The organism is Amycolatopsis thailandensis (genome assembly GCF_042723255.1).
Taxonomy (GTDB): domain Bacteria; phylum Actinomycetota; class Actinomycetes; order Mycobacteriales; family Pseudonocardiaceae; genus Amycolatopsis; species Amycolatopsis thailandensis.
In genome coordinates, this window is record NZ_JBHXJK010000029.1 from 1 (window position 1) to 13234 (window position 13234).

At 68.9% G+C, this 13234-nt stretch carries 14 protein-coding genes; 11 read left to right on the forward strand and 3 right to left on the reverse strand.

Going from position 1 to position 13234, the window contains the following annotated elements; genetic code table 11:
* Positions 1 to 412: 412 nt before the first annotated feature.
* Positions 413 to 1732, reverse strand: coding sequence for a wax ester/triacylglycerol synthase family O-acyltransferase (locus ACFWMR_RS14125; protein WP_378378627.1), 1320 nt, complete (start codon positions 1730 to 1732; stop codon positions 413 to 415).
* A gap of 219 nt (positions 1733 to 1951) precedes the next feature.
* On the opposite strand from ACFWMR_RS14125, the gene ACFWMR_RS14130 reads away from it, so the two are divergent.
* The gene (locus tag ACFWMR_RS14130) at positions 1952 to 2461 is read left to right on the forward strand and encodes a DinB family protein (protein WP_378378628.1); all 510 of its coding nucleotides are present in this window, start codon (positions 1952 to 1954) and stop codon (positions 2459 to 2461) included.
* A 156-nt stretch (positions 2462 to 2617) separates the two neighbouring features.
* On the opposite strand, the gene ACFWMR_RS14135 is transcribed toward ACFWMR_RS14130, so the two are convergent.
* Positions 2618 to 3403, reverse strand: coding sequence for a DUF1295 domain-containing protein (locus tag ACFWMR_RS14135; RefSeq protein ID WP_378378629.1), 786 nt, complete (start codon positions 3401 to 3403; stop codon positions 2618 to 2620).
* Positions 3403 to 4674, reverse strand: coding sequence for a class I SAM-dependent methyltransferase (locus ACFWMR_RS14140; protein WP_378378630.1), 1272 nt, complete (start codon positions 4672 to 4674; stop codon positions 3403 to 3405). Before ACFWMR_RS14140 ends, ACFWMR_RS14135 begins: the two co-directional genes overlap by 1 nt.
* A 42-nt stretch (positions 4675 to 4716) precedes the next feature.
* Here ACFWMR_RS14140 and ACFWMR_RS14145 point away from each other — a divergent pair, with 42 nt between their 5' ends.
* The 10 genes from ACFWMR_RS14145 (at position 4717) to wag31 (ending at position 13231) form a co-directional block, all read left to right on the forward strand.
* Positions 4717 to 6039 (forward strand): NAD(P)/FAD-dependent oxidoreductase, encoded by a 1323-nt coding sequence (locus tag ACFWMR_RS14145; RefSeq protein WP_378378631.1) that lies wholly within the window; start codon positions 4717 to 4719, stop codon positions 6037 to 6039.
* Positions 6033 to 6773 carry a DUF1365 domain-containing protein gene (locus ACFWMR_RS14150; protein WP_378378632.1) on the forward strand — a complete coding sequence of 247 codons (741 nt, stop codon included), beginning with the start codon at positions 6033 to 6035 and terminating at the stop codon, positions 6771 to 6773. Before ACFWMR_RS14145 ends, ACFWMR_RS14150 begins: the two co-directional genes overlap by 7 nt.
* Positions 6766 to 7377 carry an ECF RNA polymerase sigma factor SigK gene (gene sigK, locus ACFWMR_RS14155; RefSeq protein WP_378378633.1) on the forward strand — a complete coding sequence of 204 codons (612 nt, stop codon included), beginning with the start codon at positions 6766 to 6768 and terminating at the stop codon, positions 7375 to 7377. Before ACFWMR_RS14150 ends, sigK begins: the two co-directional genes overlap by 8 nt.
* Positions 7374 to 8144, forward strand: coding sequence for an anti-sigma factor (locus ACFWMR_RS14160; RefSeq protein ID WP_378378634.1), 771 nt, complete (start codon positions 7374 to 7376; stop codon positions 8142 to 8144). The genes sigK and ACFWMR_RS14160 overlap by 4 nt, the downstream gene beginning before the upstream one ends.
* 250 nt (positions 8145 to 8394) lie before the next feature.
* Entirely contained in the window at positions 8395 to 9717 is a 1323-nt protein-coding gene (gene ftsZ, locus ACFWMR_RS14165; protein WP_093933888.1) for a cell division protein FtsZ, read from the forward strand.
* Positions 9718 to 9790: 73 nt separating this feature from the next.
* On the forward strand, positions 9791 to 10498 hold the full coding sequence (gene pgeF, locus ACFWMR_RS14170; protein ID WP_093933889.1) for a peptidoglycan editing factor PgeF: 708 nt from the start codon (positions 9791 to 9793) through the stop codon (positions 10496 to 10498).
* Positions 10495 to 11226, forward strand: coding sequence for a YggS family pyridoxal phosphate-dependent enzyme (locus ACFWMR_RS14175; protein ID WP_093933890.1), 732 nt, complete (start codon positions 10495 to 10497; stop codon positions 11224 to 11226). The genes pgeF and ACFWMR_RS14175 overlap by 4 nt, the downstream gene beginning before the upstream one ends.
* Positions 11227 to 11308: 82 nt before the next feature.
* Entirely contained in the window at positions 11309 to 11923 is a 615-nt protein-coding gene (locus ACFWMR_RS14180; protein WP_093933891.1) for a cell division protein SepF, read from the forward strand.
* A gap of 114 nt (positions 11924 to 12037) precedes the next feature.
* A complete protein-coding gene (locus tag ACFWMR_RS14185) occupies positions 12038 to 12313 on the forward strand; it encodes a YggT family protein (protein ID WP_005155180.1) in 276 nt (91 codons plus the stop codon).
* 54 nt (positions 12314 to 12367) lie between these two features.
* A complete protein-coding gene (wag31, locus tag ACFWMR_RS14190; RefSeq protein ID WP_093933892.1) occupies positions 12368 to 13231 on the forward strand; it encodes a DivIVA-like cell division protein Wag31 in 864 nt (287 codons plus the stop codon).
* The last annotated feature ends 3 nt before the right edge of the window (positions 13232 to 13234 follow it).

Genomic DNA, 13234 nt, shown 5'->3' on the forward strand with positions numbered 1-13234 from the left:
CTTTCGCAACCTTCAACGTTGCGAAAGTGGCTTTCGCGACACCGCCGACCCGCCGACCCGTACCGGTACTCGCATGACCGATGGGACGGCACGTGTGATCAGACGGACGACACCCGTGTCCAGGTGGACGGCACGTGTGATCAGCCGGACGACACTCGACGGCGGTCGAGTCCACCGCGTGTCGTCCGTCCAAGCACACGTGCCGTCCACGCAATCACGAGTGTCGTCCCACCAGTCACGCGAAACCGCCCGACCGTAGCCCCGCAGCACCGGCGATCACCGAGACCCAGACCTAGAGGTGTCGCGAAAGTGGCTTTCGCGACGCATCACGTCAGCAACACCAAGGCCCAAGGCGACATGAAAGGCCCCTTCATGGCAAATTTCGCAATGAAGGGGCCTTTCATGTCGCGCGCTAAGCGGTGTCCAGCAACCTCGCGGCCGACTTGAGCACGCCGTCCCGCAGCGAGCCCACGTCCGAAACCGCCGCCCCGTTCGCCTGAAGTCCGATGTGGACGGAGTCGCGGTAGGTCGCCACCGCGATGCCGATCGCCTGCCGCGGCGCCAGCGGCACGAACGGGTACACGCCTTCGATCTTCGTCCCGTCGAGGCTGAGCCGGTTGGGCGGCACCGGCACCGTGGTCACCACGAGGTCGAACAGCAGCGGCGCGGCCAGCCCGGCCGCCTTGCTGCCGAGCCGGTGCAGCATCGGCGGCATCCGGTCGGCGAGCAGCGGGAACGCGCCGGCGCCCCGGCCGGGGCCCGCGGCCTTGTTCCGGCTCATCTCGCGCTGGACGGCGAGCAGCCGCTCCACCGGATCGTCGAGGCCGACCGGCAGGTCACAGAGATAACCGGACAGCTTGTTGCCGCCGAGCTGCTCGGCGGCCCGCCCGCGCACGCTGACCGGGATGAGCGCCCGCAGCGTCCGGTCGTCGGCGCGCTGGCCGCGGTTGATCATCCATTCGCGTAGCGCGCCGCTGAGTACCGCCAGTACGACATCGTTGGCGGTCCCGCCGTGCGCCCGGCGGATCCGCCGGATCTCGGCGGTGTCCAGCCGTACGAAGCCGAGCCGTCGTTCGGTCGACGGCGGCGCGCTGATCGGGGACAGCGGCGACCGGGTCGCGCGGACGACGGACGAGGCGATCCCGGCGGATTTCCCGGCCTGGGCCAGAGTGGTGCCGAGGGCGTCCTTGACAGCGTCCACAGGGGAGCGTGGGGCAGGCGGTTCGGCGCCGCTGTGCGTGCGCTTCGTCGCCCGCGGGAGCCCGTCGAGCAGGCCCACGGCGACGGCGTACGCGCCCGCCCCGTCGGTGAGCGCGTGGTGCAGTTTCAGCAGCAACGCGAATTCGCCGTCCGGCAGGCCGGTGACGAGATGCAAGTCCCACAAGGGTTTTCCGGTGTCGAGCGGCCGTCCCATCCATCGCGACGCGTAGGCGGAGAGTGGGTCCGGTTCGTACAGGGAGCTCAGGTGGTGATGTGAAATATGTTCACTGGCAACGAAATCCGGGTCCTCGGCCCAGATGGCGGAGCCGGGCGGGAACAGCGCGGTGCGAGGGCGCTGACGCAGCTTCGGGAGCACCGCGGCCCGTTCTGCGAGCAGCGCGGTCAGCTTGCGCGCGTGCACCTGCCCGTGCGGACGGAAGGTGACCACCGCGCCCATGTGCATGGGCGTCGTTTCGCTTTCCATGCAAAGGAAAGCGACATCGAGTGCGCTCAGCTGCAGGCCTGACATCATCTGCCTTTCCTTGACGCTCCGGCTAGGGGCACAACTGCACCAGCCTGACATGACGGGCGGGTGGTCGTCATGTTTCCGGGGCGCTAACTACCGCTGGTTTCACTCGAACGATGGGATCACGTTCGGACATGGACCACGGCTGTGCGGCAGATGGTGGACAGGGTGCCCGGCGGTATCTCGATGGCGGATCATCGGAGGAAACCGGCAGACTGCACGACCATGACCGAAGAACCCAAGCGTCCCGAACCGCCGCTCACCGGCGACGAGCGCACCCAGCTGAACGGCTTTCTCGACTTCCTTCGCGCCACAGTCGTGTGGAAGTGCTCCGGCCTCACCGACGAGCAGGCCCGGCGGCCGCTCGTGCCCAGCGAGCTGACCACCGTCGCCGGTCTCCTCGGGCATCTGACCCTGGTCGAGCAGTACTGGTTCAACGTGGTGCTCAACGGGCAGGAGGACCTCTGGAAGGAGGCCCTCGAAGCCGACCCCGACGCCGAGTTCCGGGTCGCCATGCAGACCCCGATCGAGCAGCTGATCGCCGTCTACGAGGCCGAGTGCGAGCGGAGCCGCAAGGTCGTCGCGGGGATGGACTTGGACGACAAGGTCCCCTTCCGCGGGGATCGCGAGGTCAACGTCCGGTTCGTGGTCGCGCACATGGTCGAGGAGACCGGCAGGCACGCCGGCCACCTCGACCTGTTGCGGGAAATGCTCGACGGTCTCACCGGGGAGTGAGCTTGCAGTGTCTCTCTGAGCGCGCTGTCGGATTTCCGTAGCCGGGCCGCGGTACGGGTGGTCACTCACTCAGCCTTGTCGGCGGCCCGCCTCCGAAAATCCGAGGCCTTCGGCCGACAAGAAACGCGCGCGCGTTTCTCACCTGGCCGGCCCACCTCAGGAGACAGGTCGGCGGCGAGGGGGCAGCGGGAAGAACCCGCTGGTCCGCTCGACGTACGTCGCGTATCCCGGCCGGGACCGCTGCAAACCCTTCTCCAGCAAAGGTTTTCCGGTTCCCTTGGCCAGCGTGTACGTCATCGCGATCGGCGACAGGATCGTCGCCGCCCCCACCCAGCTCGAACACGCCAGCAGGTACAGGCCCCACCACACGCACGCGTCCCCGAAGTAGTTGGGATGCCGGGTGTAGCGCCACAGCCCGCTGTCGAGGACCTTCCCCTTGTTGTCCGGATCGGCCTTGAATCGGCGCAGCTGGTCGTCGCCGATCGTCTCGAACCCGAAGCCGACCAGCCACACCGCGACGCCGAGCCAGGCCGTCACTCCGAAGGGGTCGCCGTACATCGCGAACTGGACCGGCAGCGAGACGAACCAGAGCACCACCGCCTGGACCAGGTAAACGCGGATGAACAGCTTGAGCGCCGGATTCGGGCCGGCGTTCTCCGCCATCCGCACGTAGCGCGGGTCTTCGGGCAGCTTGTGGTTGCGCAGGTGGAGGTGGACGCCGAGGCGCACACCCCAGACCGCGGTCAGCAGCGCGGTGACCACGCGCAGCGCCGCCGACCCGTCCCCGAGCGGGGCCGCGACCACCGCGACGAGCGCGAAGCCAGGCCCCCAGAGCGTGTCGACGGTGTCGTACCGCTTGCGCCACCGGGCGATGCCGAAGGTGACGACGAAAGCCACGAGCGTCGCGCCCGCCGTGACCGCGAGGGTCCCTCCGAGCGGCATCAGGACCACTCCCGGGTGGCGGGCAGGGCGCTCAAGCCGGAGCTGGACGAGCGGACCGCGAGGATCTGGTCGACACCCATCCGGTTCTCCTCGAACGCGAGCGCGCCGCCGACCAGATAGAGCCGCCAGACCCGGGCGCCGGACTCACCGATCAGCGCCACGACGTCGTCCCAGTTGCTTTCGAGCGTTTTCTCCCATGCCCGGACCGTACGCACGTAATGCTCACGCAGCGCGTGGACGTCGCGGATCTCGAAACCGGCGGTCTCCAGATGCCCGAGCGTGCGGCTCAGCGGCCGCATCGTCATGTCGGGGGCGATGTAGCGCTCGATGAACGCGCCGCCGCCCGGCGCCACCGCGCCGCGGGACATCTGCTGGAGCACCAGCCGTCCGGTGGGCTTGAGCATCCGGTAGAGCGTCCGTGTGTACTCGGGGTAGTTCTCCTCGCCGACGTGCTCGCCCATCTCGATGGTGGCGACGGCGTCGAAGGGCTCGTCGGTCAGCTCGCGGTAGTCCTGCCTGCGGACCTCGACGCGATCCTCCAGGTCGTGCTGGGCGAGACGGCCGCGGATGTGCTGCAGCTGTTCCGCCGACAGGGTGATGCCGACGGCCTGGACCCCGTGGTGCTTCGCCGCGTGCACCAGGAGCGATCCCCAGCCGCAGCCGACGTCGAGCAGTCGCATCCCCGGCCGGAGCCCGAGCTTGCGGCAGATGAGTTCGAGTTTGTCCCACTGGGCTTGTTCGAGGTCGTAACCGTCCTCGTCGGACGTCCAGTACGCCGACGAATAGGCCATCGATTCGTCCATCAGCAGCTGGTAGAAGGCGTTGCTGAGGTCATAGTGGTGTGCGATGGCGGACTTGTCGCGAAGCAAGGTGTGCAGCTTCCCGGACAGCCGGGCCTCCTCGGCGGGCGGTTTGGGCGGCGGCCCGACGACGCCGAGGCCCACCGCGATCCGCAGCGCCTCGGCCCACTCGCGCGGGCCGAGCTTCGCGCCGCGCGCGGCACCCGACCGGCTCAGCGCCCAGATCCGGCGGAATCCCTCGGCGAGGTCGCCCTCGACGTCGAGATCGCCCGAGACATACGCCCTGGCCAGGCCCAATTCCCCGGGCGCGTAGAGGAGACGGCGCAGGGCACGGCGGTTGCGGAGCACCACGGTCGGGGCATCCGGGGGACCGGCGCGTACGCCGTCCCAGGTACGGAGACCGACCGGCAGGGAGCCACCGAGGAGCCGCTCGACGAACGGCACTAGGCGAGACGCGGGACTGTTCGGCATAGTCGTCATTCGACCCCGGACAGGAAAAGGATGGGTCGTGTGATGCCCCGGTTCACCCGGTCCAATCCGGTCCGGCCCCTGTTCCGAATCCCGTTCGTGCACACCAAGGGTCTACGCATCGGAGTCATCGGCAGCGGCGTGGCCGGCCTCACGGCCGCCTACCTGCTGCAACGTCGTTATGAAGTGCTGTTGTTCGAAGCCGACGACAGGCTGGGCGGGCACGCGCACACCCACGACGTCCCGAGCGCGCACGGCGGCACCGTCGGCGTCGACTCCGGGTTCATCGTGCACAACGAGCGCACCTACCCGAATCTGCTCCGCCTGTTCGGCGAGCTCGGCGTCACCACCCGCGACACCGAGATGTCCATGAGCATCCGCTGCGACGGCTGCGGTCTCCAGTACGCCGGGGCCAAGGGACTGAAAGGCCTGTTCGCGCAGCCTCGCAACGTCACCCGCGGGCGCTACCTGCGGATGCTCGCCGACGTCAAGCGCTTCCACCGGCACGCGAAGCGCGTCCTCGAATCGCCCGAGGCAGGCGACGTCACGCTCGGCGCGTTCCTCGCGATCGGCGGCTACACGAAGTACTTCGTCGACCACTTCATGCTCCCGGTGGTTTCGACCGTCTGGTCGGCCGACCGGACCGACACGCTCCAGTACCCCGCGCGCTACCTGTTCGAGTTCCTGCGCAACCACGGGATGCTGTCGGTCGGCGGGTCGCCGAGCTGGCGCACCGTCGTCGGCGGCTCCCGCGAGTACGTCGACCTCGCCGCCAAGCAGCTGACAGCCGTGCACCTGTCGACACCGGTCCGCTCGGTCAAGCGCACCGGGCGGGGGATCGAGGTCCGCGACGACGCCGACACCCGGCATCGCCTCGACAAGGTCGTCCTGGCCACGCACGCCGACCAGGCGCTCGACCTGCTCGCGGCGCCGACCGACGCCGAACGCGAAGTCCTCGGCTCGTTCCGGTATTCCAGCAACGAGGCATGGCTGCACACCGACACCGGCGTGCTCCCGACGGCGGAGTCCGCGCGGGCGGGCTGGAACTACGCCACCCCCGCCTGCGGCGCGAACGCGGGCGCGGTCCAGGTCTCCTACGACATGAACCGCCTGATGCGGCTCGACGAGCCGACCGGCTACGTCGTCACGCTCAACCCCGGCACCGCCCCCGACGACGGTTCGGTGCTGGCCAGGATGACCTACGAACACCCCGTCTACACGCCCGGTTCCGTGGCCGCCCAGCGCCGTCTGCCCGAACTCAACGACGGCACGGTCGCCTTCGCCGGCGCGTATCACGGCTGGGGATTCCACGAGGACGGTTGCGCGTCCGGTGTCCGCGCGGCCGAGAGCTTCGGAGTGCGATGGTGACCCCCATGGCCGTTCTCTACGACTCGACGGTGGCGCACGTCCGGCGCAACGATCCGCCGATCTCGTTCGCCCACCGCGTCTATCTGTGGTTCGTCGACCTCGACAGGCTGCCGAAGCTGCCGTGGTGGCTTCGCCCCTTCGCTCGCTTCGACCCGCGGGACCACTTCGCACCCGAGGACACCTCCAGCATCCGGTCCAAAGTGGACCACTGGCTCGCCGATCGGGGCGTCGATCTCCAGGGCGGCCGGGTGCTGATGCTCGCCGGCGCGCGGGTGCTCGGGCACAACTTCAACCCGATCACCCTCTACTGGTGCCATCGGCCGGACGGCGGACTCGAATGCGTCGTCGCCGAGGTCCACAACACCTACCGGGGAAGGCACGCGTACCTCCTACGCCCCGACGCGGCCGGGAACGCTTTCGCGGACAAGGAGTTCTACGTGTCGCCGTTCCAGTCGATGGACGGCGAGTACCGGATGGAGGTGCCGATGCCGGAGTCGCTGCTCTCGGTCAAGATCGCCCTCCGCCAGGGGGAGACGACCCCGCTGACCGCGTCGTTGCGCGGGGTGCGGCGGCCCGCCACCACCCGATGGCTGGTGCACCTGCTGATCACCCGTCCGCTCATGCCGCACCGGGTCTCCGCGCTGATCCGGCGGCATGGGATCAAACTGTGGGTGAAGAGGGCGCCGATGACCCCGCGGACGCCGCAGACGGCCGGAGGCAGACTTGATGGATGAATCAGCACGTCCCCGCCGGATGGAGCCCGTTCCCGCACCCGACGGCGAACCGCAGGGCCCGACCGCCGAGGACCTGCTCGTCCGGGTCGCCAAGGGGGACGAGCGGGCCTTCGACGCCTTGTACGACCGGCTCGCCGGCCCCGTCCTCGGCCTGGTGCGGCGGATCCTCCGTGACGTCGCACAGTCCGAAGAGGTCACACAGGAGGTCATGGTGGAGCTGTGGCGCACGGCCACGCGCTACTCCCCGGAGCGCGGGAGCGCGCTGAACTGGGCCATGACGCTCGCGCACCGCCGGGCCGTCGACCGCGTCCGCTCGGCACGAGCCAGTTCGGACCGCGAGGTCAAGGCGACCTTCGAGGCCGCCCGCGCCCGGCCCTTCGACGAGGTGTCGGAGGCCGTCGCGGCGCGCTGGGAACGTTCGCAGGTCCGGCGATGCCTGACGAGCCTCACCGAGCTGCAACGGGAGTCCGTGGTGCTCGCGTACTACCAGGGCTACACCTATCGCGAGGTCTCAGAAGTGCTGCAGACCCCGCACGGAACAATCAAGACCCGTCTCCGGGACGGCCTGATCAGGCTCCGGGACTGTTTGGGGGTGACGGCATGACCATGCCCGAAATGCACACGCTCACGGGGGCTTACGCCGTCGACGCGCTGTCCGAAGTGGAGCGTGCCCAGTTCCAGCGGCACCTCGGGGAGTGCGCTCCGTGCGCCCAGGAGGTCCTCGAACTCCAGATGACCGCGACCCGGCTCGGGGCCGCGCTGGCCGAAGACCCGCCGCCGGAGCTCAAGCGCCGGGTGCTCGCGGAAGCGATGGCGACCAGGCAGCTGCCGCCGAAGACCCGCGCCGAGGCAGGGGAGCGCTTCAAGGACCGGCGCCGCGCCCCGCGCTGGGCGATCGCGGCGGCCGCGGCGGCCGTCGTCGGGCTGGCGGGTACCGCCGTGTTCGGCGGCCTCGCCTACGAGAACCACACGCAGCTGACCGCCGCGCGGGAACGCGCCGCGCAGTACTCGGCCCGGTACGCCCCGGTCGCCGAAGTCCTCGCGGCCGCCGATCTCCGGACCGGGCACGCCGAGACCTCGGCCGGTGGCGGCGGCACCGTGATGATGTCGCGCGCGAAGGACCGGCTCGTCTTCATGGCGGCGCAGCTGCCGAAGAACGATCCGGGCCGGACCTACCAGGCGTGGCTGATGTACCCGGGCACCGCGCCGAAGCCCGCCGGGCTCATTTCCGGTGGTCAGGACGGTGCGCTACTGGTCGCCGAGGGGCTCGGCGGGGCCGAGAAGTTCGCGCTCAGCGTCGAACAGGCGGGCGGATCACCGACCGGATCGCCGTCGAAGGACGTCGTCATGGTCATGTCCATGCCGACCTGATCTTCGCTTTTACCAGGCCGCCGTTCGCCGCTGCGACCGGGTCGCGCTCTTGCGCCCGGGAACATGTTGTGGCAAAACACCTTTGCGACACACGGCGTGGCTACTGGATTCGAGCCTGCCTGGTGCATACCGTCCTGCTTCAACGTCGGCAGTTGACATAACTCTCGATCTGAACTTCAGCTCGAGGGTTCGGCACAGGCTCAGCGACCGGCGGGCAGCACGGGCACACACGATCAGGAAGGCGGCCCCGATGACGCCCCCGCACAACTACCTTGCGGTGATCAAGGTCGTCGGTATCGGCGGCGGCGGAGTGAACGCCGTCAACCGCATGATCGAGGTCGGCCTCAAGGGCGTCGAGTTCATCGCGGTGAACACCGACGCTCAGGCACTGCTCATGTCCGACGCCGACGTCAAGCTCGACATCGGCCGGGAACTGACCCGCGGCCTCGGTGCCGGCGCCGCCCCCGAGGTGGGGCAGAAGGCCGCCGAGGACCACCGCGAAGAGATCGAAGAGGTCATCAAGGGCGCCGACATGGTGTTCGTGACCGCGGGTGAGGGTGGTGGCACCGGCACCGGTGGCGCGCCCGTCGTCGCCCAGATCGCGCGGAAGCTCGGCGCGCTGACCATCGGCGTCGTCACCCGCCCGTTCACCTTCGAGGGCAAGCGCCGCAGCAAGCAGGCCGAAGAAGGCATCCAGCAGCTGCGCAACGAGTGCGACACCCTCATCGTCATCCCGAACGACCGGCTGTTGCAGCTGGGCGACATCGGCGTCTCGCTGATGGACGCGTTCCGCTCGGCCGACGAGGTGCTGCTTTCGGGTGTCCAGGGCATCACCGACCTGATCACCACGCCGGGTCTGATCAACCTGGACTTCGCCGACGTCAAGAGCGTCATGTCCGGCGCGGGCTCCGCGCTGATGGGCATCGGCTCGGCGCGCGGCGAGGGCAGGGCGATCCAGGCGGCGGAGAAGGCGATCAACTCGCCGCTGCTCGAAGCGTCGATGGACGGGGCGCACGGCGCGCTGCTGTCGATCGCGGGCGGGTCGGACCTCGGCCTGTTCGAGATCAACGAGGCCGCGTCGCTGGTGCAGGAATCCGCGCACCCCGACGCCAACATCATCTTCGGGACGATCATCGACGACTCGCTCGGCGACGAGGTCCGGGTCACCGTGATCGCGGCCGGTTTCGACGCCGGCACCCCGACCCACAAGAAGCTCGACCCGTCGACCTTCGGCTCCCGGGCGAACTCGACCGCGTCCGCCCAGGCGGGCCAGGTCAACGGGGGCGGGGCGACGCCGGTGCAGAGCCCGCCTTCGGGTGCCACGCCGGTCCCGTCGACCGGGTCCAACGGCTACCCGGTCGCGCCGCCGCGCCCGCACTCGTCGATGCCGCCCGCCCGCACCGAGGGCAACGGCTCGCTGAGCGGAGGGCTTCCGCAGCCCGGCGGCGGTTCGCGCGGGTACTCGCCGATCGGGTCGAACTCGACCCACGGCAGCCTGCCCGGCCGCGCCACCCCGGTGCATGACGACCCGTCGGACGACGAGGTCGACGTTCCCCCGTTCATGCGGCGGTAGCTCGCCAGTACGTTCCGTGAAGGCCTCCTTGACTACAGTCGAGGGGGCCTTCACTCAGGTCTAGGAGGATTTCGTGCGGGTACGGCGGGTTGTCACGACAAGGGCGGGCGGGGCTTCCCGGCCGCCTTACGACACCTTCAACCTCGGCGATCACGTCGGTGACGACGCGGGCGACGTCTACGCCAACCGCAAACGTCTCGCCACCGAACTCGGCCTCACCGAGGACAGGCTGGCGTGGATGGAGCAGGTCCACGGCCGGACCGCTACCGTCGTCGACGGCTCGGAGACCTCCGCCGCCGAAGCGACCGACGCGCTCGTGACCGCCCAGACGGGTCTCGCGCTCGTGGTGCTCGTCGCCGACTGCGTGCCCCTGATGCTGGCCGACGCCGAAGCCGGTGTCGTCGCCGCCGTCCACGCGGGCCGCGTCGGCGCCAGGGTCGGCGTCGTTCCCGCCGCGATCGAGGCGATGCGTTCGCTCGGTGCCGAACCGGCCCGGACCGAAGCGCTGCTCGGCCCCGCGATCTGCGGCGACTGCTACGAAGTCCCCGCCGACATGGCCGCCGACGTCGAAAAGCACGTGCCCGGCAGTGCCTGCAAAACCCGCAAGGGCACGCCCGGTCTCGACCTGCGCGCCGGCCTCTGGCGGCAACTGGCCGATCTCGGCGTCGGCAAGATCGGCGTCGATCCCCGCTGTACCAACGAAGACAAGACCCTGTTCAGCTTCCGCCGCGACGGTACGACCGGCCGGATCGCGGGGATCACCTGGCTGGACGCGTCGTGAGTGACACCCGCAAGGGGGAACTCGCCGCTTCCCTCGCCGAAGTGGAAGAGCGGATCGGCGCCGCGTGCAAGGCGGCAGGCCGGGCGCGCGACGAGGTCAAACTTCTCGCGGTCACCAAGACCTTCCCGGCGCTGGACGCCGCGCTGCTCGCCGACCTCGGCGCGCTCGACCTCGCCGAGAACCGTGATCAGGAGGCGGGGGCGAAGGCCGAAGAGGTCGCCGGGTTGCGTCCCGACGCATCGATTCGCTGGCACATGGTCGGCAGTCTCCAGCGGAACAAGGCCAAATCGGTCGTGCGCTGGGCCGACGAGATCCAGTCCGTCGACTCCGAGCGCCTGGCCGACGCGCTCGCGAAAGCCACCAGGTCGGCGCTCGATTCCGGGCAACGCGATCACCCGTTGGACGTCCTCATTCAAGTAAGTCTCGATGACGATCCGAAACGCGGGGGCACTCGGGTGAGCGAAATAAGCCAGTTGGCGGAGCGGATAGCCCATGTGGGTGATATTCGCCTCCGGGGGCTTATGGCGGTGGCTCCGCTGGGTACTGATCCCGCAGAGGCGTTCGAGAAGCTCGCTCGTGCGTCGGAGCGTCTACGGGAAGAACACCCAAATGCCCGTGAGATCTCCGCCGGAATGAGCAATGATCTCGAGCAGGCGATCGCGCACGGCTCGACCTGTGTGCGTGTCGGAACCGCGTTGCTCGGTGGACGCGGTTTAGCCTCGCCCTAGGGAATACCGTCTCGTCGTTACGGGGAGTGGCGGCGAGGGCGGGGGAGCACGGTGCGGGACGCGGCTAAGGCTAGGGAGAGGCATGAGCGCGCTGCAGAAGCTGAAGGCCTACTTCGGGATGGTGCCCGCGGACGAAGACGGCTACGACGTCGAGGACGACTACCGGCGAGGGTACGCCCCGAAGGAATATGCCGAAGACGAGTACGACTACGACGATGAGCCACCGGCCCGGTCGCGGGGTGGACGTTACCGGGACGTCGACGACACTTATGACGAGCCCGCGCCCCGGCCTCGGTCACGCTCCGTGGCCAGTCCGGAGCCTGCCGTCCACGGCGCGCTGGCGATCGATCGCCAGCCGGAACCGGTCGCACGCCTGCGTCCGGTCACCGAGCCGGTCCGTGCCGCGGTGCGTGACCCGTTGAGCCGGATCACGACACTGCACCCGACGAGCTACGCCGAGGCGCGCGCGATCGGGGAGCACTACCGGGAAGGCATCCCGGTGATCATGAACCTCACGGAGATGGAGAACGCGGACGCGAAGCGTCTCGTCGACTTCGCCGCGGGGCTCGCTTTCGCGTTGCGCGGCTCGATGGACAAGGTCACCAACAAGGTGTTCCTTCTCTCACCGCCCGATGTGGACGTCACCGCGGAGGACCGTCGGCGGATTGCCGAAGGCGGATTATTCCTGCGCGGCTGATCACCCGGTGACCGCTGAGCGCAGCCGGATGTGATTTTGTCGACTCATCGGCATCCGAGGCCCGTCAACTGCGTCTTTTGACGCGGGGCATGGCAGAGTGGTTACGTGAATGCTGTGTTGCTGGTCGTCTGGTACGTGCTGTTCGCCTTCTGGCTCCTGCTGACGGCACGGATCGTCGTCGAACTCGTGCGTGCTTTCGCTCGCGAGTGGCGTCCTGCCGGAGGGGTTGCGGTAACGCTCGAGACCATCTACACAGTGACCGACCCACCGGTTCGTCTGTTCAGACGAATCATCCCGACCGTACGAATCGGCGGCGTCGGACTGGACTTATCGATTATGGTGCTGCTGTTGGTTGTGTTCTTCGCGATGCAGCTGGCAACGCCAGGGTGATTTTCGGGGAAGCCCCGGTGGACCTGCAGGCCATGGAGTGCGTGAGGTGATCTGATGTCGTTGACCCCCGCTGACGTGCATAACGTCGCGTTCAGCAAGCCGCCCATAGGCAAAAGGGGCTACAACGAGGACGAGGTGGACGCGTTCCTCGACCTGGTGGAGACCGAGCTTGCCCGGTTGATCGAGGACAACAACGAGCTGCGGCAGCAGGTCGAGCAGCTCGACAACGAGCTCGAGACCACGCGTGGTGAGCTCGAAAACGCCAAGGCCGGCGCCGTCGGCCCGCCGCCGCAGGTACGCGACGAGCCGTCGCGCCGCCTGGCGCCGGTGCCGCCGCCGCAGTCGGCGATGGAGCAGACCCAGGCCCACTCGATGGTGCCGGACAACGGGGAGCCCAACGTCCAGGCCGCGAAGGTGCTCGGGTTGGCGCAGGAAATGGCCGACCGGCTCACCGCCGAGGCCAAGACCGAGTCGGACGGCATGCTCGCCGAAGCCCGGACCAAGTCCGAGCAGCTGCTGTCGGACGCGCGGTCGAAGTCGGACTCGATGGTGAACGAGGCGCGCACCCGCGCCGAGACCATGCTGAACGACGCCCGGACCCGTGCCGAGACCTTGGAGCGCCAGGCGCGCGACAAGGCCACGACCATGGAGCGCGAGGCTCAGCGCAAGTACACCGAGACCATGAACAACATGAACGCGGAGAAGGGCTCGCTGGGCAAGAAGATCGAAGAGCTGCGCACGATCGAGCGGGAGTACCGCACGAGGCTGCGCGGGTTCCTCGAGTCCCAGCTGCGTGAGCTCGACGACCGCGGGTCGGCCGCTCCCGCGTCGGCGTCCTCGACGAACTCGGGGCAGTCGGCGTCGTCCTCGGGCGGCGGACAGGGCTACTCGTTCGGCCCCCGGGCCGAAGCGGGCTGATTT